The sequence below is a fragment of the Thermococcus sp. genome (genome assembly GCF_027008145.1).
GTDB lineage: Archaea > Methanobacteriota_B > Thermococci > Thermococcales > Thermococcaceae > Thermococcus.
This window is the reverse complement of the sequence record NZ_JALTCZ010000059.1, coordinates 1-18,076: the sequence shown is the minus strand read 5'-3', so window position 1 is coordinate 18,076 and position 18,076 is coordinate 1. Positions and strand designations below refer to the sequence as shown.

Here is an 18,076-nt window from a genome sequence, read left to right as displayed (position 1 = left end):
TTAAAACCTGTTCTCAGGGAGGGCCTCCCTTACAGCATCTGCAACGAGAACGGCAACGACTGCCTTGGTGACGTCAACGCCTACGAAGGGCAGAACCCCAACGTAGAAGGCCTTGGCAAGGCCGAGAATGAGGCTTAGCCTCGCCCAGCCGAGGAGATATATAACGCCGATGGCAAGCAGGGAACCGAGGAGCTGGAAGGCCTTTCCTCTACCCGTGAAGAGGCCTGACAGGTAGGAAGCCAGGGGAAAAGCCATCAGATAGCCACCAGTCGGCCCGTAGAGCGTTGCCAGTCCCGAGCCGAGATGGGCAAAGACGGGTAGTCCTATCAGCCCGAGGAACATGTAGAGGGCCTGACTGAGAAAGCCCAGCCTCGCCCCCAGTATGAGGCCAGAAAGGAGAACGAAGAGGACTTGGAGCGTAATAGGAACCGGGCCTATTGGAACTGTCATCTGCGCCCCAAGGGCGGTTAGAGAGGTGAACATCGATATCAGCGCAAGCTCCTTTGGCTTCATTCCACCACCCCTTTGAGAAATGCGTAAACGTTAAAAATCATTCGGTTAACGGACGTACATGAAAGTTCATTTGAAGGGCGCGATACGGGACAGTAGGGCCAAAAGGGTTATCCTAGAAAACCTCAGGAATGGCCCCGTGAGCGGTGAGGAGCTCGGTAAGCTTCTTGGTCTCTCGAGAGTCGCGATATGGAAGCACGTCAGGGAGTTAAACTCCCTCGGCTACTCGATAAAGGCAACTAGGAGGGGCTATCGGCTCGTGAGAGAAGCAAAAATCCCCTATCCATGGGAGCTCGGCGTTAAATCTCTCTACTTCCGCTCCGTCCCATCGACGATGAACGTTACCAAGGCGCTCGCCGAGGAGGAAACCTTCGGAACCTTTGTCATTGCTGGAGAGCAAACCGCTGGACGAGGCAGGCTCGGAAGGAGCTGGGTCTCTATGCAAGGTGGCCTCTACTTCTCCGTTGGGGTCTCGCAAAGGATTCCAATGGAAGGACTCTCCCGCCTGAGAGTAGAGGTGATGGAAAGCATCGTAAAGGTCCTTGAAAACCTGGGGGTGAAAGCGGAAGCGGCTGAGAATGGGATCTTCACCGAAAACGGAAAGCTTGGAGGAGTCCTCGTTGAGGGTTTTGGGGAGCCGGAGCTGGTTAGATTCGCCCTTGTAGGTGTTGGCATCAACGTAAACAACCCCGTTCCTGAGGAGGGAACATCTCTCTCAATTGAGCTCGGCAAGAGGGTAAGCCTCCTGAAGGTCGCGAGGGCGGTAATAGAGGGGGTGGACTATGATACTCGTTGATGGCCTTTACCACTCGAGGAGCGGGCGAGAGGTGCTGAGGGACATCAATCTGCGCCTCGAGAGGGGAGAAGTCCTCGCCCTCCTCGGGCCGAACGGGGCTGGGAAGACGACGCTCGCGAAGCACCTCAACGGCCTGCTGAAGCCGACGAGGGGAAGGGTTCTCGTTGACGGAATCGACACAAAAAGCTCGAGTGTCGCCGAGCTGAGCAGGAAAGTCGGCTATGTCTTTCAGGAGCCAGAGAGAATGTTCTTCACGGGGCGGGTCTTCGACGAGGTCGCCTTCGGTCCCGGGAACTTGGGACTTAGCGAAGATGAAATTGAGGAAAGGGTCAAGCGGGCGCTCTCGCTCGTCGGCCTCGAAGGCTACGAGGATAAGAAACCGCTGAGCCTGAGCGGTGGGGAGATGAGGCGATTGGCTATGGCCTGTGTTCTCGCGATGGAGACAGACTACGTGATCCTCGACGAGCCGACGAGCGACCTTGACGGCTGGGGCTTCGGGGCAGTGGTAGAGATAATCGGTAAGTTAAGGGGAGAAGGCAAGGGCGTTCTGCTCGTCACCCACGACGTCGAGCTCGCCCTCGAGGTCTCGGACAGAGCTGTGATACTATCCAACGGCAGAGTTGTCTTCGAAGACAAACCTGAGGAACTCCTGAGCCTGGATCTACGAGACTATGGCCTCAGGGAACCCCTCGGGATAAGACTTCTCAGGAGGAACTCCATTGAGAGGACTCGATAAACTCGACGCCCGGGCGAAGATGCTCTCGGTTTTTCTCGTTGGAATAGCGATACTCAGGGCGAGAGAACCCATACCCCTAGCGGTGGTGGTGCTCTTGGCGTATCCTCTCCTCAAGAGGAAGGCCTTCACGCCGGGAGTTCTCCTCATCCTTGCGGTCAGCCTGCTTGGGGGCCTTGATTACTTCGTCCGACTTCTCGCGGTAGCCGAGCTCGGGCTACTCTTCGCCGAGACGACGAGGGAGGGAGACGTCATGGGTGCGCTCACGAGGATGAAACTGCCCTCTGACGTTGCCATCTCCGTGGGGATGGCCCTCAATGGGTTCCACAACCTGAGGAGACTTTTTGGAGAAGTTTCGGAGGCTCAAGCTTCGCGAGGAATGGGGGGTGGCTTCACTGCGGTGAAATCAACGGTCGTTCCCGTCATCGTGAGGGCCCTACTCCTTGGGGAAGAACTCGGGGAGGCTATGGAGGCAAGGGCCTACAGCGGGAGGCTCAGGCTTCCTTACAAGGATAGGTTCAGGCTTGGAGAAGCTGTTTTAGTCATTGGCTCGGTCCTTCTCTTGGCGATAAGCTTAATGTAAAAAGAGAAGGGGGATCACTTGCCCCTGCCCTTGTTGGCCCTTATGCTGGGCCTTACCTTTTCAGCTCCTTTGCCCTTGTTGAGCAGGCCGCGGCTCCTCTTTCCAGCACTCGTCAGACCGCGGAAGACCCTTCCCTTGTGAGCCCTTCCAGCGATCCAGGCTATCTTGGGATCGTTCTTTATAGCCGGGTGGTGTGGGTCAACGAGAATGACCTCAAACCACTTGTACATACCGTCCTCGCCGACCCAGTAACTGTTGAGAACCTCAAGGTTCGGGAACTTCCTTGCTGCCTTCTCCTCGGCTATCCACTGGAGGCTCTTCTTGGGCGAGTACTTCACCATACCCATCTTGCTCGGCTTCCTTCCGCCCTTCCACCTGGGTCTCTTCCTTCCGCCCTTTCTCACGCGGACGCGAGCTATGATGTAGCCCTGCTTGGCCTGGTAGCCGAGATTTCTCGCGCGGTCGAGCCTGGTAGGTCTCTCAACGCGCACAACGACGGGTTCCCTCCTCCACTGGATCATCCTCTTCTTGAGTAGCTCCCCGACGTAGCTCTTCTTGGGGTTCTTCCAGGCTTCCCTAATGTACTTGTACATGCTCATCTCTTTCACCCCTTCCGTGTTTGTGGTTCTCCCTTCCGGGAACATCCCACGGGTTCACCCCGCCAAGTCGAGCCGACTTCGAGAATTAGTTTTTAAGGGTTGTGGAGTAGTTGGGGCGGTGAAAGTTATGCGCCTCGACAGGTTAATCTCCCTTATAAAAGAGAGGGACTTTGACGGAGCCATCATAAGCCCCGGCTCGAACCTCTACTACCTGACGGGTATCAAAATCTACGAGGCCGGCGAGAGACTGACCCTTTTAGCAGTTTCAGCCGAAGGCGACTACCGCCTTCTCGCCCCGAGCCTCTACGAAAACGTTGTTTCAAAATTCCCGGTTACCTTCTGGCGCGACGGTGAGAACCCCTACGAGAAGCTCGCATGGATTCTGGCGGAAATGCGCCTCTCCTCGGGGAAGGTTCTCGTTGAGGACACCATGCGGGCGGACTGGCTGATAGGCATTATGAAGCTCGGGGAGTTCAGCTTCCATCCACTGAGCTCGGTAATCAGGGAGATGAGGATGAGAAAGGACGAGAAGGAAATAGATCTGATGAAGCACGCTTCCAGGGTCGTTGACAGAGTTTTTGAAGAAATCTTGGGCTGGGACATCCTCGGGATGAGGGAGAGGGAGTTAGCCCTGAAGATAGAGCTCGCCATAAGGGAACTATCGGATGGAATATCCTTCGAGCCTATAGTTGCCTCCGGCAAAAACGGCGCAAACCCCCACCACGAACCCGGCAACAGGCGAATCAGGCGGGGGGACATGGTAATCCTCGACTTCGGGGCGAGGTGGAGAGGCTACTGCTCGGACATAACTAGAACCATAGCGGTGGGAAAGCCCGATGAGAGGCTGGTGGAAATATACGGAATTGTAAGGGAGGCGCAGGAAAGGGCTTACCGGGCCGTTAAAACCGGCGTAAAGGCGAAGGAAATTGACACTGCCGCAAGGGAGACGATAGCCGAGGCAGGTTACGGCAACTACTTCACCCACAGAACCGGTCACGGTCTCGGCTTGGACGTCCACGAGGAACCCTACATAGGGCCCGACGGGGAAGTAATCCTTGAAAACGGCATGACGTTCACTATAGAGCCCGGAATTTACGTTCCTGGCCTTGGAGGGGTTCGCATAGAGGACGACGTCGCGGTCATGGACGGAAGGGGAAAGAGGCTGACGAGGGCCGAGAGGGAGCTGGTCATCCTCTGAGTCCTCCAAAAACCTTAAATACCCAAGGTCTTTACCGCTTCCGATGCCGATGAGGGGGGAGTGTCTTCTCCACCGTAATCTCAGCGGTAACTGATTTCACCGATAACCCCCCTATTTTGGAGTCTCGCGCTTTTGGAGTCTCTCAAGGGTTTTTAGTGGTAAAAGAGGCCAAAGGAGGTTTTAGCCATGGCTGAGCTCGACTTCAAGGCCATTGAGGAGAAGTGGCAGAGGAGGTGGATGGAAGCTAGAGTCTTCGAGCCCGACAGAAAAGCCAAGCCCAAGGAGAAAAAGTTCTACATAACGGTCGCCTTTCCATACCTCTCAGGCCACCTACACGTGGGGCATGCAAGAACCTACACGATCCCAGACGTTATAGCGCGCTTTAAGAGAATGCAGGGCTACAACGTCCTCTTCCCGATGGCGTGGCACATCACCGGAGCTCCAATAGTTGGTATCGCCGAGAGGATAAAGAACCGCGACCCAAAGACCATCCACATATACCGCGACGTCTACAAAGTCCCCGAGGAAATCCTCTGGAAGTTCGAGGATCCGAAGGAGATCGTGAAGTACTTCATGAAGTCGGCGAAGGAGACCTTCATAAGGGCCGGCTTCTCCGTTGACTGGACGCGCGAGTTCCACACGACTTCACTGTTTCCGCCCTTCAGCAAGTTCATCGAGTGGCAGTTCTGGACGCTGAAGGACATGGGACTGGTCGTTAAGGGAGCGCACCGCGTTCGCTGGGACCCCGTTGTTGGAACCCCGCTCGGCGACCACGACATCATGGAGGGCGAGGACATCCAGATTCTGGAGTACGTCATAATCAAGTTCATCCTTGAGGAGAACGGCGAGGTTATCTATCTCCCCGCGGCGACACTGAGGCCCGAAACGGTTTACGGCGTCACCAACATGTGGCTGAATCCCAACGCGACCTACGTCAAGGCTAAGGTCAGACGTGGCGGAAAGGAGGAAACTTGGATAGTCAGCAAGGAGGCCGCTTACAAGCTCTCCTTCCAGGACAGGGAGGTTGAGACCATAGAGGAGTTCAAGGGTGAAAAGCTGATAGGGAAGTACGTGAAGAACCCAGTGACTGGTGACGAAATCATCATTCTACCGGCGGAGTTCGTTGACCCGGACAACGCTACCGGTGTAGTTATGAGCGTTCCAGCTCATGCCCCCTTCGACCACATAGCCCTCGAAGACCTGAAGAAAGAAACTGAAATACTCCTCAAGTACGAGGTAGACCCGCGCGTTGTCGAGGAGATAAGCTACATTTCCCTCATCGAGCTTGAGGGCTATGGCGAGTTTCCAGCTGTAGAGGAGGCTCAGAGGCTCGGCGTGAGGAGTCAGAAGGACAGGGAGAAGCTTGAGGAGGCAACCAAGAACATCTATAAGGCGGAGTACCACAAGGGAATATTCAAGATAAAGCCCTACGCTGGCATGTCCGTCCAGGAAGTAAAGGACATCATTGCCAAGGAGATCACCGAGAAGGGCATAGCGGAGACAATGTACGAGTTTGCGGACAAGCCGGTTATAAGCCGCTTTGGCAACCAAGCGGTAATCAAGATAATCCACGACCAGTGGTTCATCGACTACGGCAACCCGGAATGGAAGGAGAAGGCGAGAGAAGCTCTCGCTGACATGAAAATACTCCCCGAGAGCAGAAGAGCGCAGTTCGAGGCTGTTATAGACTGGCTCGAGGAGAAGGCCTGCGCGAGGAAAGTTGGCCTTGGAACGCCCCTGCCTTGGGATCCGGACTGGGTAATCGAGAGCCTCAGCGATTCAACGATATACATGGCCTACTACACGATAAGCAGGCACATCAACCAGCTGAGGAAAGAGGGCAAACTCAACCCGGAGAAACTCACGAGGGAGTTCTTCGACTACATATTCAGGGAGGACTTCAGCGAGGAGCGCGAGGAAGAGCTGGCCGAGAAGACAGGAATTCCAGCGGAGACAATTCACGAGATGAAGGGGGAGTTCGAGTACTGGTATCCCCTAGACTGGCGCTGTTCCGCCAAAGACCTGATCCCAAACCATCTGACCTTCTTCATCTTCAACCACGTGGCGATATTCAGGAGGGAGCACTGGCCGAGGGGAATAGCGGTAAACGGCTTCGGAACGCTGGAAGGTCAGAAGATGAGCAAGAGCAAGGGCAACGTGCTGAACTTCATAGATGCCATCGAAGAAAACGGTGCCGATGTGGTGAGACTCTACATAATGAGCCTGGCAGAACACGACAACGACTTCGACTGGAGGAGAAAAGAGGTCGGAAAGCTCCGCAGGCAGGTCGAGAGGTTCTACGAGCTGATAAGCGAGTTCTCAGGTTATGAGGCCAAAGAAGGCGTTGAGCTGAAGAACATAGATAAATGGATGCTCCACCGCCTGAACAAAGCCATCAAAGGAACAACCAATGCCCTTGAGGAGTTCAGGACGAGGACTGCCGTCCAGTGGGCCTTCTACACAGTCCTCAACGACCTGCGCTGGTATATGAGGAGAACCGAGGGCAGGAACGATGAAGCAAAGCGCTTTGTGTTGAGAAAGCTCGCTGAGGTCTGGGTCAGGCTGATGGCACCCTTCACACCGCACATCGCCGAGGAGCTCTGGGAGAAGCTCGGCGGGGAGGGATTCATCAGCTTGGCGAAATGGCCGGAGCCGGTTGACGAGTGGTGGAACGAGACCGTTGAGGCCGAGGAAGACTTCATCCAGTCGGTCATCGAGGACATAAAGGAGATAATAAGGGTCGCCAAGCTCGAAAACGCCAAGAGGGCCTACATCTACACCGCTCCAGAGTGGAAGTGGAAGGTAGTTGAAGTTGTGGCAGAAAAGAGGGACTTCAAGAGCGCGATGGCAGAGCTGATGAAAGAGCAAGAGATGAGAAAGCACGGCAAGGAGGTAAGCAGGCTCATCCAGAGGCTCATCAAGGAGCGCGCCTTTGAAGTGAAGCGCATTAACGAAGAGAAGGCCCTTAGGGAGGCAAAGGACTTCATGGAGAAGGAGCTTGGCCTTGAGATAATCATCAACGTCGAGGAGGACAGGGGAGGAAAGAAGAAGGCCGCGATGCCGCTGAAGCCCGCTGTTTACGTGGAGTGATATTAATCCCTACTCATTTCTTCTCTCTGGATGTTTTTTGAAATTCTCCTGCGGTAAACCTTCAGGACGTCTTCGAAGATTTTCCGCACTAGTTTTAGATGATGGAGGAATCCAAGGTACTCAATTGTAGAGCTATAAGGTGGGAAGTCCACCAAAACGGGATTATGAACTACATCACTAAGTTTGTGATATTCATTGGCCACAGGGAACTTCGAAGGGTTCTCAAAACTCTTCTTTGTGGGCATGAGAACTGTTCTGTCTAAAGCGACTTCAAAGGGCAATTTACCGGTTTGAATGAACATGTCAACTGACTCGTAGTATACCCTATCCCTGAAATCAATGAGCGAGTATCTTTTGGCTCTGTTCTTTTTGACAGCCCTAGTTACATGCTTATTCTTATAAAACTCCACAAAGATACCTTGCACAAGTTCCTTACGAAGTTCTTCTAGTGTTTTAATATAAAACGTCTTATCATAATCCTCCTGACTATCCAATGGAGCATCTCCTGAGAAAGGCCGTCCTTCTTTGTCACAACCATGTATTAACAAATTTTTCTTTTACCTGCCCCAATCCAACATAAACGGCAGATTCCTTGTCTTCCTCTTTGAGAGATTTATCCCTAAGTTCTGATGTTATACTCTCGTAGTATTGAGCAAGGGAGACGACGATCAGAGCATCACCTAAATCCCGTATCAACGAGCGTAGCACATTGTAACCAGAATGAAAATGACCAACTTTCAAAAGGACTTCCAAATGGTTGAGGAGACCCAAGAGGTCATAGAATATTTTGGTGAGGTCATTCCAAGCGATAATCTGACGTCCATAGTTCTCAGGAAGCTCAGTTGAGGCCATTATTAGTCCATAAAGGGACAGTATTGATTTCCGCAGTTTTTCCAGTTCAACTATCATATTAAAGTCCTCTTGAGTAGCTAAAAGCTTAAAAATCATTGGAAGATCAACTGAATATGGCTTGGCAAACTCTTTTAGGGGTAATTGAGGAGTGAGTATCGAGGCAATTTCATAAATATTGCTTGGGTAATCTTTGTCGGCATTCAGTAACTCAATGAAATCGAGGATTTTCTTGGGCCAGACACTTCTGTAATACTCTTCTGGCTCAACAGTGATTATTATCCCTTCATTAAATGAAAAGACGCGAGCATCCCACTCAATTCCTAAGGTCCTCAACATAGAGGTAACCTGACCGAGGGGCGTATTTGTCTGTTCTTTTTCATTAAGAAGCACAGACAGCAACTCTCGTGGACTTTTCTTATTTAGTTCTTCTGAAATATGGTTGATTAGGAACGTTCCAATCGCCTCGTAGGCAACCCTCGGGAAATCAACGAGAACGGGAAATTCTAAAGAAATCCTTGATTCTTGGACAATCTGAACGGTATGGGGAACCCTAAAAATCTCAGTTGAATCTTGTGGATGGTTGCTAATCCAATCTAAGAAAGGTTCTAACTTTCCAATCGGCAACATTGTATTCCACCAATAAGACAAATTAGTGTTTATCTTAAAACAGTTATGTGTCAAGAAACGGTTTAAAATTTCACCACCGGTTATAAGTTCAACCCCACCTTATAAAACCCTTTCTCCGAAAACACCTTAAAGAAAAGCCCTTTAGCATTTTGCGGTGTTGTCCATGTTTTTTGGCGAAGAAACATTCAAAAGAGAAATCCTCTCTAAAATCCCGCCCCGGGATGAACCACCATTACCTCCCGATTGGCTTCAGCTTGAGATGCTCGAGCGCTTCCGCGTTCTCCAGCAGGCAACGCTTAGGAGTGGAATGAACGTCCTCGAAATCGGTTGTGGGGCACATGCCCTAACGACGGTTCCGCTCGCTTATCTCGTTGGTGAAACCGGTCGCGTTGTGGCGGTTGATAAATCAAGATGGCGCTTCTTTGAGGAAATAATCTCATCGGCAGGCATGAAACCCAGGATATTCCCGCTAAAGCTCAATGCGAGGGAACTGCCATTTCCGTTTAAGACCTTTGACTTAGCCGTCCTCGTTCATGGGATTAGAAGCATGAAGAGCGAGAATACGATGATAAAAGTCATCTCCGAGATGCTCCGCGTTGCGGACAGGATCTTTATAGCCGAGAGCCTGCCTGTAGCGGAGAACGAGAGGCAGAAAGCACATTTAGAGCTCTACAACCTCCGCGAGGAAATATTTGAGGCCCTTTTCGGTGAGAAGGACGACCTGCACTACCCTACACTTGAAAAACTCCAAGAACTTGTGGAGAAAGCAGGAGGAAGAGTAATCAAAAGCGGGACCTTCGAGCCCAAGTTGCCTCACTACCTAGCTTACATCCCGCGGGAATATGTGGAAAAGATAAAAGACGAAGAAAAGCGCGCCAAACTTCTGGGGCAGTGGGACAGGGCCTACGAAAAGTGGAAGAAAGGCGCAGAGCACCCGCCGGTGGGGTGGATTCTGGTAAAAGAGAGGTAAAGCTCAGAACTCCCTCTCAACTAGGAACTCCGCCAAAAGCTCCAAATCCTCCCTTGCCTCGCTCTCGGGGAGTATCTTTAGCGCTTCGTTTGCCTCTTTCACGAGGTTCCTAGCGTATTGCGCCGCGTAGTCAATGCTCCCGTACTCCTTGAGGAGCTCTATAGCTTTTGCAACTTCTTCCTTGACCTTATCGTCGTGTATGAGTGCATCACCTTTAGCATCACCGGCGTACTTGCCGAAGATCTTCATGAACTCGGCCTTGTCCTCTTCGCTGGCCTTGCTGAAGAAGTGGCTAACTATTAACGTCTTCTTGCCCTTCCTTATGTCGCTTCCCACTGGCTTTCCGAGCTTCTCCTCGTCCGCTATGAGGTCGAGCACGTCGTCCCAGATCTGGAAGGCTATCCCGACGTTCATGCCCCACCTGGAGAGGGCCCGGATGTATTCCTCGTTATCGGTTCCGATGATCGCGCCAATCTCCGCCGAACCCTGGAAGAGGGCTCCGGTTTTACCGCTTATCATCCTGAGGTACTCCTCGACGGTAACCTCATCGCGCGTCTCGAACTCTATATCTAGGGCCTGTCCCTCACAGAGTAGGTTGGAAGTCCTGACGAGGACGTCGAGAATTCTTGCCTTCTTTTTTGGGGAAACGTTGGCCCTAGAAATAGCTTCAAAGGCCTTGCTGAAGAGAAGGTCGCCAGCGAGGATGGCCATGTTTACTCCCCAGAGCTTGTGGACGGTCGGCCTTCCGCGCCTAAGCTCGTCCATGTCCATTATATCGTCGTGGACGAGGGAGTAGTTGTGGATGAACTCAACGGAAGCAGCTGGGTAGAGGGCCTTCTCTGGATTACCGCCGGCTGCTTCCGTTGCACGGAGGACGACGAAGGGACGAATCCTCTTCCCACCCGCTAGCGGGTAGTGCCTTGCAGCCTTGTAGAGCTCAAGGGGCTCCCTCTCGGGGACGAGCTCTAGGATGACCCGATCAACATCCCTGGCTTTATCCTTAATCCTGTTGAACAGCTCATTGTACTTTCCCATAGACACCCCTCCGAGATGAACATAAGATGGCTAAAGAAAGGAAAAGGCCAAACCTTTATGAGCTTTGCTGTGGGGTGCTAGGATAATGAAAAGGCCAGCTAGCTCTCCTCGTTTCTGACGTATTTAAAATTCCCCCTGCAGTAGAATCCGTAGCCGTTGAAGAGGCCGAAGAACACACATCCATCGGGAGTGATTTTTGCCCATCCATGAATCACATTGCAGAGGCACGTTGGATCTCTCTCAAACCTTCTCGTAAAGATGACTTTGGATCCTTTGAATATCATTACCTTCCCATAGTCCGGACTTCCATCTCCCAACGGCACCTGAAAGCCAAAAACTGTGTAGTTACCTGAGGAGAGGAGGAACTCGTTGTCCACCTGGTATCCCCCGGAGGAAGAAAAATTAAACCTCTCGACCAAGCCGTTACCCCCATAGACGTACAGGTAATTGCAAACGTCTCCAGTAGACACCGGGAGAGTTATCATGTTTCTGAAAGTCCTCGGGAGTTCTGCTATGAAAAGGTATTCACTGCTATTCGAAATCAGTATCTCCGGGTAGGATATACCCTTTTTGTAATTCCTTCCCCCATCATCGGTCCGCCTTATCTCCCAGATGTAAGGGGGCTGGGATTCATGCACCCAGAGGATGTTGCCCTCGTAATCATACGCTTCTATTCTCATTACTCCAACCATAGCGGTGATGTTCCGAGAATCTTCCTCGTAAGTTCTGCCAATCCTAGCATCTACAATGGGAATACTTCTGACCTCCGGAATCGTTTTAATTATCACGAACCCCCACGGGAAGAAATACGCCTTTGAAACGTTTAGGAAAACTTTGGTGTTATTCCTAAAAATTACGTAGCCGTAGGAGGCCCTGAGTATCGTAATGTTCCCGTAATTGATCAGAGGGGAGAGCTCAACGACTCCTCGGGGCACTTTTGTTTGGAGGTAGCCACTCGTGTCTTTGGGGTTGACACCGCCGATGCATGCGGATGCAAAAACGAAGAGGATTAATAGAAGGGGTATAATGTTCCTTCCCATAGTTTCCACCCATGGATGTCATCTGATATCCACGGTATAGCCGTTCCTCGAAACGAAGACGTCCCTGCCGATGAGGTAGCCCTCTTCTTCAGCGAGCTCGGCATAGTGCGTGAGCATCCTGAAGTCGCCGTGTGCCGGGACGATGTTCTCCGGATTGAGCATCCTGAGGAGGTAGCGGTGGTCTTCCCTGCTCGCGTGACCGCTGACGTGCATGTCCTTTATCATCCTGACACCCTTCATCCTGAGCTTTGTTTCGAGCTTGTAGCGCTGGGCGAGGTTTATGGGGTTGGGTATCGTCCCAGCTGAAAAGACAACAGTGTCCCTCCCGCCGATGTCGTAGAGCTCGCCGTCGGCCATCCTCGTCAGAACCGCCCCGGGCTCACCCTGATGGCCAGTAACGATTAGGAGGTAGTTCTCCCTAGCTTGGCTGACCTCCTTGAGAACCTTCCTGACGGCGTTCGGGCTTCTAACGGCCCTCGCTCCCTTCATCTTTATGAGGCCGAGCTGCTTGGCTATGCCAGCGTACTTCGCGAGGGAACGGCCGACCAAGACGGCCTGTCTGCCCATCTCATTCGCTAGCCATATAAGCTCCTGAAGCCGAGCAATGTGGCTCGCGAAGGTTGTCGCTATCAGCCCGACCTCGTCCCGTCCTTCATAGAGAAAGAAGTCCTCAAGGAGCATCTGGGCAACGCGCTCGCTGGGGGTCTTCGTCGGCTCTGCAACACGTGTTGATTCCGCTATGAGGACTTTAACACCCTCCTTACCGAGCTCCTTAAGACGCTTGTAGTCGGGCTTCTCGCCGAGCGGGCTGTTGTTGTCAAACTTGAAGTCGCCGGTGTGAACTACCGCTCCCTCTGGAGTGTGGACGACAACCATAGAAGCCTGGGGGATGGAGTGGGTCGAGCGGACGAACTCTATTGCGAGGTTCTCACTCACCTGCACTATCTCGCCGTATTCGGTCTCGTACATCGGGTTCTTGACCTCAAAGTACTCCTCGCTCTTGACCTCACTCTTGGCGAGCTTTATTGTGTAGGGTGTGCCGTAAATCGGGACATCTGGGTAGTGGGGGCCGAGCTTCCCGATGGCACCTATGTGATCGAGGTGGCCGTGGGTCAGGGTTATCGCGACAACCTTTCTGTTCTTACCGCCCTTCCAGAGGATTTTGTCGTCGGGGATTGCCCCGAGGCGCTGGAGCTCCTTGTCTGAGAACTTCTGGATGTTCGTATCCTCATGAATGAGAACCCTGTCGAGCATTATGCCCATGTCCATTATAACGACCTCTTCCCTTCCCCCGTTGGAGTAGCCCACTGCCGTCATGTTCTTGCCGACTTCCTCGTAACCGCTAATAGTGTAGATTTTTATCATTCCCATCAGCCTCCCGCCCCAGGCCTCTCATGAGGCGTGGGGCTGCGCTGGCCCTACTTCTCGGGAGGGTTTAAAAAGGTGTGCATCAGAAGGAAAGAAAGTTCAGAATCGACCTCCCCTGAGGTAAGTCAAAAAGTCAATCCTCTGGCTTAGCCACTCCCTCGTAAAGCCCGTAACGACGAGCGGAACCCTTCTAAGTTCCTCAACATTCTTAGCACCTACCAGAAACATAGCGTTCTTTATCTCCTCGATGTAGCGCCTCAGAATTCTTATAACCCCCTCGACGTCGCCCTTCACAGCGGGCTTGAGGAGTGGTAACGCAACGCCGGCAAAGGTCGCGCCCATAGCTAAAGCCTTCGCCATGGTTATTCCGTCACGCATTCCCCCTGTGGCTATTATCGGTAACTCGGTAGCATAGCGCACTTCAGCCACGCTTATGACGGTTTTAATGCCCCAGTCCCAGAAGCGCAGAGCCAAGTCCCTTCCAATTTCGTCCCTGGCTCTGTAATACTCAACGGCGCTCCAGCTCGTCCCGCCGAGGCCGCCGACGTCTATCGCGTCAATTCCAATGCTCTCAAGCCTTATCGCGACTTCCTTGGAGACACCTGCACCGGTTTCCTTAGCGATTATTGGATAGGGAAACTCAGACTTTAGCTCGGCTAAAGCTTTGAGAACACCCCTGTACTGCGTGTCTCCCTCCGGCTGGACGCTCTCTTGGAGCGGGTTCATGTGTATGGCTAAAGCGTCAGCCTGTACAGTCTCGACGGCCTTCAAAGCCTCCTCGATGCCGTAGCGCTCGGGAATCGTCTCGGAGAACTGCGGTGCACCCAAGTTCCCGACGAGGAAAATATCTGGAGCGACATCCCTAACATAGTAGCTCTCCCATGTTTCGGGCTTCCTTATCATAGCCCTCTGACTGCCAACGCCCATCGGGATGTTCAGCTCCTGAGCTGCCTTCGCTAAGGTCTTGTTTATTCTTCCAGCGAGCTGTGAGCCCTTCGTTCCGCCGGTCATTCCCGCTATGAAAATCGGGTAGTCAAACTTTCTACCCAAAAACTCGATGCTCATGTCTATTTCATCCTTGTCTATCTCGGGCAGGCTCATGTGGACGAAGTGAACGTCCTCGAATCCGTTGGAAACGTGAGCCTGAACGTTCCTTTTCAAGCAGTGATCTATGTGCTCGAACTTCCTGATGATAGTGAGCTCTTCCCTGTCAGAGACCTGCATTCACACCACCAAGAGGGGAAGGGTGGGGGAAGTTAAGAGGTTTTTGGAACCTTGAAACCTCTATATGACTCAAAGCTCACTCTCCATTTGTTGCAACTTTATGCAGGGGACGTGAAGGTTCACCCTCCACTTCCACAGCGTTGGCCCGGCAAACACTTATCTGAGGATAAAAGAAGGATAATCAGCCGACGATCCTAGTTCCGAATCCCTGGTCAGTTATGGCCCCCTTTAGGCGCCCTTCCACCAGTCCGTTCACGAACCATACCTCCGAAAAGCGGGCTATCTCCTTCGCCTGTCTGAGCTTGTTGACTATGCCTCCTGTGACGTCCCTTCCCGCCGAGCCTTCAAGGTGATCTATCAGGGCGTCTATCTGGTGGGGGAATATCTTAAAGAGCAGCGTCCCTTGGCCGGGCTTTCCGTCGTAGATGCCGTCAACGCTCATCAGGAATATGACCTTCTTCGGCCTGAAGAGCTTGGCAAGGTAGGCAACTATCTGGTCACCAGAGAGAACATCAATGCCATTCCAAAGGTCTATGGCAACGTCACCGAAGAGAATAGGTATGAAGGAGTTCTCCACGAGCTTCCTTATGGCCTCAACGTCCCCGTATGCAACCTTATCCCTGTCCATGAGGAAAATCGAGGAGCTTGAGACCGAGACGGCAGGAAGTCCCTCGGCGAGGAAGGCGTTGACGATCTTGGCGTTCGCCCTCAGCATGGCCTGATGGGTGAGGGAAAAGCCCCTTCTCCTCCTCGACAGCTCTTTCCCGATAAGGCCCTTCAGCCCCGCCCTTATGCCATACTCATCGGCGTACCTGTGGCCGAAGCTCCCGCCACCGTGAACTACTATGAACTTCTCGGCAGGGTAAAACTCCACCATCTCCCTCGCTATTGAGCGGACGACGTTTTCCCTGAAGTTTTCCGGTTCTCCGGCCTTGTCGCTGAAGACGCTACCCCCGAGCTTTATGATTATCACGGTATCACCTCCTCAGTGCGAAGCCCTTCACTGCTTATCTCGGTTACCATCGGCGTCCCGCCGGCTATGGTTATCGCCGTCGCCACCTCGCTCTGCTTCTCCGGGGCTAATGCGTACATACATCCCCCGCCTCCCGCTCCCGTTATCTTCGCTCCCAGAGCCCCAGCTGTCCTGGCTGCGTAGACGAGCTCGCTCAGCTTCTTCGTTGAAACTCCAAGGGCATCGAGCAGGCCGTGATTTATGTTCATCAGCCTGCCGAGGCGGGTGAGCTTTTCCTCCCCCTCAAGCTTCGATAAGAGAGTTTCTCTTGCCTTCTCGACGACCTTGCCCATCGAGGTGAGTATGGGCTCTATTATCTCGGGCATCTCCTCGTAGGTTCTCCTCACCATCGCCACCAGCTCCTTGGTTGAGCCGCTCGAACCGGTGTAGCCGACGACGAGGGGGAGCCCTACGAAGGGGAGGTGTTCAAAGTTGCCCCCCTCATAGTGGATTATCCCGCCAATCGCCGAGACGGTCGGGTCTATACCGCTTGAAGCTCCTTGAACGAGGAGCTCAACGCGGTGGCCGAGCTTACCTATCTCCTCGTTGGTAAGCTCAAGGCCGAGGAGTTTCGAGACCGCACCGATTGTGGCAACGGCCACCGCCGCTGAACTTCCCAATCCCGCTCCAACCGGGATCTGGGAGGTTATCGAAACCGTTATACCCCTCCCGTTCTTACCCGCCTCTTCTCTAACGAGCTCTATCGCCTGCCTGACATAGCTGAGAACTTCAGCCGCTTTTCCGTAGTCGCTCTCAAAGTAAATCTCGTTCTCGGAGAAGGAAACTATTAAACCGGGCGTCTTTATGTCGTGGGCCTCGATTTTTATCCTGCCAGAGTCGTTGAACTCTGCTTTAACGTACGTTCTCAGGTTTATTGCGGCGGCTATTGCCGGCTTGCCGTAAACCACGCTGTGCTCGCCGAAGAGGATAATTTTAGCGGGAGCCGAAGCTAAAACCCTCATTTTTGGCCCTCCAAAAACTTTTCAACAAGTTCCACGAACTCGTAGATGCCATCCAGGTGCTCGCGAAGGGTTTCGAAGGCAAGTTCGTCGTTTATCCTGCCGTAGTGATGCACAAGAATGTTGCGAAAGCCCTTCATGAGGCGCAACTTATTGGCCATTTCACGTGGCAGAATACCCGCTCCAACGAGCCCTTCAAAAACATCTTCTTCCTTCTCAGGCATCCTGAGCTTTAGGTCCGAGTTCAGTATGGCACAGATGTCCATAACGTTCTGAATGGCAAACTCGATCCTTTTGTATATCCCGTCCTTGATAAGGCCGAGAGACTGAAAGGTCTCGAAATCCTCCTGGAGGTTCTCCTCAACAAGCTTTAGACTCCCAAGGATTTCCTCAATTTTGGATTTTATTAACTCTCTTCTCATTCTATCGCCTCCAGGCCGAGGTAGTCGTAGTAGTAGCGCTTGAAATCCTCCCACTCCTTGATGGTTTCATAGGCAAGATCATAGAGAAACGTCTCGTCCCTGCAGAAGAGCACCTTTCCCTTGAGGCACTCCTTCTTCACGTAAACCGGAAGTAGCTGGAAGATCTGGACATCGTAGTTATCGGGCAGATGACCGAGAACCAGAGCCCTGAACTTGAATGCCTCCCTATCACTCCCGTCGTAGTAAACGCAGAGGTCGAAGTCGCTGTCCGGTCTATAATCACCCCCCGCCCTTGAGCCGAAGAGGATTATGAACTTAACTCTTTCACCACCCAGCTGGAGGATTTTCTCAACGGCATCTTGGAGGTTCATGGTAGGAAATAGGAGAGGAGACTTATCAGGATTTCGGCTGACCTTCTCTAATGTTACTGGTGAGGTTTTCAAAAGAAAAAGCATAGCACCGAGCCCGAAAAATAATCGATTTGCGAAGGGAGCACCAAAACTATATCGAGAACTTGAAAGGTACGCAGTAATCTGATATAGTAAACTATTTAAGCTGAAAGCCGGACGAAATTATAGTAACGCCAAGAAACTAAAAAGAGGTGAGAGCTATGGAGGTAAAAAACCTGCAAGGGGTGGCCCAAAAGGCCAAACACCTGAGTATTAACGATGTTTTGAAGTACTTAGGGGTTGATCCAAAGAGGGGGCTCAGTGAGGAAGAAGCCAAGCGCCGTCTCAAGGAGGTGGGCCCCAACGAGATCCCGGAAAAGAAGGTCAGCCCGCTCAGGAAGTTCCTCTCTTACTTCTGGGGGCCGATACCATGGATGATAGAGGTGGCGGCAATACTCTCGGCCATAGTCCAGCACTGGGAGGACTTCGCAATAATAGTGAGCCTCCTGGTAATCAACGCGGTCGTTGGCTTCTGGCAGGAGCACAAAGCCGAGAATATCATGGAGTACCTGAAGGAGAAGCTGGAACTGGAGGTCAGGGTTCTTCGCGACGGAGAATGGAAGACGATACCTGCCAGGGAGCTCGTTCCTGGGGACATAATACGCCTCA

General features: G+C 52.5%; 19 protein-coding genes. 7 read left to right on the top strand and 12 right to left on the bottom strand.

Annotated features, from left to right (window positions below; translation table 11 throughout):
* Positions 1-513 carry a biotin transporter BioY gene (locus tag MVD07_RS02895; RefSeq protein ID WP_297498416.1) on the bottom strand — a complete coding sequence of 171 codons (513 nt, stop codon included), beginning with the start codon at positions 511-513 and terminating at the stop codon, positions 1-3.
* Positions 514-571: 58 nt separating this feature from the next.
* Here MVD07_RS02895 and MVD07_RS02890 point away from each other — a divergent pair, with 58 nt between their 5' ends.
* The 3 genes from MVD07_RS02890 to MVD07_RS02880 are packed head-to-tail and all read left to right on the top strand — an operon-like array spanning position 572 to position 2,622.
* Positions 572-1,306 (top strand): biotin--[acetyl-CoA-carboxylase] ligase, encoded by a 735-nt coding sequence (locus MVD07_RS02890; RefSeq protein WP_297498413.1) that lies wholly within the window; start codon positions 572-574, stop codon positions 1,304-1,306.
* Positions 1,293-2,042: an ABC transporter ATP-binding protein gene (locus tag MVD07_RS02885; RefSeq protein ID WP_297498409.1), complete on the top strand. Its 750-nt coding sequence runs from the start codon at positions 1,293-1,295 to the stop codon at positions 2,040-2,042. Before MVD07_RS02890 ends, MVD07_RS02885 begins: the two co-directional genes overlap by 14 nt.
* Positions 2,026-2,622: an energy-coupling factor transporter transmembrane component T gene (locus MVD07_RS02880; RefSeq protein WP_297498406.1), complete on the top strand. Its 597-nt coding sequence runs from the start codon at positions 2,026-2,028 to the stop codon at positions 2,620-2,622. The genes MVD07_RS02885 and MVD07_RS02880 overlap by 17 nt, the downstream gene beginning before the upstream one ends.
* A 14-nt stretch (positions 2,623-2,636) precedes the next feature.
* Here the strand turns inward: MVD07_RS02880 and MVD07_RS02875 are convergent, their stop codons facing one another.
* Positions 2,637-3,221, bottom strand: coding sequence for a 50S ribosomal protein L15e (locus MVD07_RS02875; protein WP_297498403.1), 585 nt, complete (start codon positions 3,219-3,221; stop codon positions 2,637-2,639).
* Positions 3,222-3,348: 127 nt separating this feature from the next.
* Here MVD07_RS02875 and MVD07_RS02870 point away from each other — a divergent pair, with 127 nt between their 5' ends.
* Together MVD07_RS02870 and leuS are read left to right on the top strand one after the other, a co-directional pair.
* A complete protein-coding gene (locus MVD07_RS02870; protein ID WP_297498444.1) occupies positions 3,349-4,419 on the top strand; it encodes a Xaa-Pro peptidase family protein in 1,071 nt (356 codons plus the stop codon).
* Positions 4,420-4,605: 186 nt separating this feature from the next.
* Positions 4,606-7,509 (top strand): leucine--tRNA ligase, encoded by a 2,904-nt coding sequence (gene leuS, locus MVD07_RS02865; RefSeq protein ID WP_297498400.1) that lies wholly within the window; start codon positions 4,606-4,608, stop codon positions 7,507-7,509.
* A gap of 2 nt (positions 7,510-7,511) precedes the next feature.
* Here the strand turns inward: leuS and MVD07_RS02860 are convergent, their stop codons facing one another.
* Together MVD07_RS02860 and MVD07_RS02855 are read right to left on the bottom strand one after the other, a co-directional pair.
* A complete protein-coding gene (locus MVD07_RS02860) occupies positions 7,512-8,003 on the bottom strand; it encodes a hypothetical protein (RefSeq protein ID WP_297498397.1) in 492 nt (163 codons plus the stop codon).
* A gap of 34 nt (positions 8,004-8,037) precedes the next feature.
* Complete coding sequence (locus MVD07_RS02855) at positions 8,038-8,985, bottom strand: hypothetical protein (RefSeq protein WP_297498394.1); 948 nt, start codon at positions 8,983-8,985, stop codon at positions 8,038-8,040.
* Positions 8,986-9,247: 262 nt separating this feature from the next.
* Here MVD07_RS02855 and MVD07_RS02850 point away from each other — a divergent pair, with 262 nt between their 5' ends.
* Positions 9,248-9,958, top strand: a complete 711-nt coding sequence (locus MVD07_RS02850; RefSeq protein WP_297498391.1) for a class I SAM-dependent methyltransferase — start codon at positions 9,248-9,250, stop codon at positions 9,956-9,958.
* A gap of 3 nt (positions 9,959-9,961) precedes the next feature.
* On the opposite strand, the gene MVD07_RS02845 is transcribed toward MVD07_RS02850, so the two are convergent.
* The 8 genes from MVD07_RS02845 to MVD07_RS02810 form a co-directional block, all read right to left on the bottom strand.
* A complete protein-coding gene (locus MVD07_RS02845; protein WP_297498389.1) occupies positions 9,962-10,993 on the bottom strand; it encodes a polyprenyl synthetase family protein in 1,032 nt (343 codons plus the stop codon).
* Positions 10,994-11,091: 98 nt separating this feature from the next.
* Complete coding sequence (locus tag MVD07_RS02840; protein WP_297498386.1) at positions 11,092-12,033, bottom strand: hypothetical protein; 942 nt, start codon at positions 12,031-12,033, stop codon at positions 11,092-11,094.
* A gap of 18 nt (positions 12,034-12,051) precedes the next feature.
* Positions 12,052-13,398, bottom strand: coding sequence for an RNase J family beta-CASP ribonuclease (locus MVD07_RS02835; RefSeq protein ID WP_297498442.1), 1,347 nt, complete (start codon positions 13,396-13,398; stop codon positions 12,052-12,054).
* 102 nt (positions 13,399-13,500) lie between these two features.
* Complete coding sequence (gene fni / locus MVD07_RS02830; protein WP_297498383.1) at positions 13,501-14,625, bottom strand: type 2 isopentenyl-diphosphate Delta-isomerase; 1,125 nt, start codon at positions 14,623-14,625, stop codon at positions 13,501-13,503.
* A gap of 181 nt (positions 14,626-14,806) precedes the next feature.
* Positions 14,807-15,598 carry an isopentenyl phosphate kinase gene (locus tag MVD07_RS02825; RefSeq protein ID WP_297498380.1) on the bottom strand — a complete coding sequence of 264 codons (792 nt, stop codon included), beginning with the start codon at positions 15,596-15,598 and terminating at the stop codon, positions 14,807-14,809.
* Positions 15,595-16,599 carry a mevalonate kinase gene (locus MVD07_RS02820; protein ID WP_297498377.1) on the bottom strand — a complete coding sequence of 335 codons (1,005 nt, stop codon included), beginning with the start codon at positions 16,597-16,599 and terminating at the stop codon, positions 15,595-15,597. Before MVD07_RS02820 ends, MVD07_RS02825 begins: the two co-directional genes overlap by 4 nt.
* Positions 16,596-17,018, bottom strand: a complete 423-nt coding sequence (locus MVD07_RS02815; protein ID WP_297498375.1) for a DUF86 domain-containing protein — start codon at positions 17,016-17,018, stop codon at positions 16,596-16,598. Before MVD07_RS02815 ends, MVD07_RS02820 begins: the two co-directional genes overlap by 4 nt.
* Entirely contained in the window at positions 17,015-17,389 is a 375-nt protein-coding gene (locus MVD07_RS02810; protein WP_297498372.1) for a nucleotidyltransferase domain-containing protein, read from the bottom strand. The genes MVD07_RS02815 and MVD07_RS02810 overlap by 4 nt, the downstream gene beginning before the upstream one ends.
* A 239-nt stretch (positions 17,390-17,628) precedes the next feature.
* Between MVD07_RS02810 and MVD07_RS02805 the strand changes: the two genes are divergently transcribed.
* On the top strand, positions 17,629-18,076 hold a 448-nt coding region (locus MVD07_RS02805), incomplete at its 3' end, for a cation-transporting P-type ATPase (protein WP_297498369.1).

What these genes read in the sequence shown, in the direction of transcription:
- MVD07_RS02895 (WP_297498416.1), bottom strand. Translation starts at nt 513, where the DNA reads ATGAAGCCAAAGGAGCTTGCGCTGATATCGATGTTCACCTCTCTAACC.
- MVD07_RS02890 (WP_297498413.1), top strand. Translation starts at nt 572, where the DNA reads ATGAAAGTTCATTTGAAGGGCGCGATACGGGACAGTAGGGCCAAAAGG.
- MVD07_RS02885 (WP_297498409.1), top strand. Translation starts at nt 1,293, where the DNA reads ATGATACTCGTTGATGGCCTTTACCACTCGAGGAGCGGGCGAGAGGTG.
- MVD07_RS02875 (WP_297498403.1), bottom strand. Translation starts at nt 3,221, where the DNA reads ATGAGCATGTACAAGTACATTAGGGAAGCCTGGAAGAACCCCAAGAAG.
- MVD07_RS02870 (WP_297498444.1), top strand. Translation starts at nt 3,349, where the DNA reads ATGCGCCTCGACAGGTTAATCTCCCTTATAAAAGAGAGGGACTTTGAC.
- leuS (WP_297498400.1), top strand. Translation starts at nt 4,606, where the DNA reads ATGGCTGAGCTCGACTTCAAGGCCATTGAGGAGAAGTGGCAGAGGAGG.
- MVD07_RS02850 (WP_297498391.1), top strand. Translation starts at nt 9,248, where the DNA reads ATGCTCGAGCGCTTCCGCGTTCTCCAGCAGGCAACGCTTAGGAGTGGA.
- MVD07_RS02845 (WP_297498389.1), bottom strand. Translation starts at nt 10,993, where the DNA reads ATGGGAAAGTACAATGAGCTGTTCAACAGGATTAAGGATAAAGCCAGG.
- MVD07_RS02840 (WP_297498386.1), bottom strand. Translation starts at nt 12,033, where the DNA reads ATGGGAAGGAACATTATACCCCTTCTATTAATCCTCTTCGTTTTTGCA.
- MVD07_RS02835 (WP_297498442.1), bottom strand. Translation starts at nt 13,398, where the DNA reads ATGATAAAAATCTACACTATTAGCGGTTACGAGGAAGTCGGCAAGAAC.
- fni (WP_297498383.1), bottom strand. Translation starts at nt 14,625, where the DNA reads ATGCAGGTCTCTGACAGGGAAGAGCTCACTATCATCAGGAAGTTCGAG.
- MVD07_RS02820 (WP_297498377.1), bottom strand. Translation starts at nt 16,599, where the DNA reads ATGAGGGTTTTAGCTTCGGCTCCCGCTAAAATTATCCTCTTCGGCGAG.
- MVD07_RS02815 (WP_297498375.1), bottom strand. Translation starts at nt 17,018, where the DNA reads ATGAGAAGAGAGTTAATAAAATCCAAAATTGAGGAAATCCTTGGGAGT.
- MVD07_RS02810 (WP_297498372.1), bottom strand. Translation starts at nt 17,389, where the DNA reads ATGAACCTCCAAGATGCCGTTGAGAAAATCCTCCAGCTGGGTGGTGAA.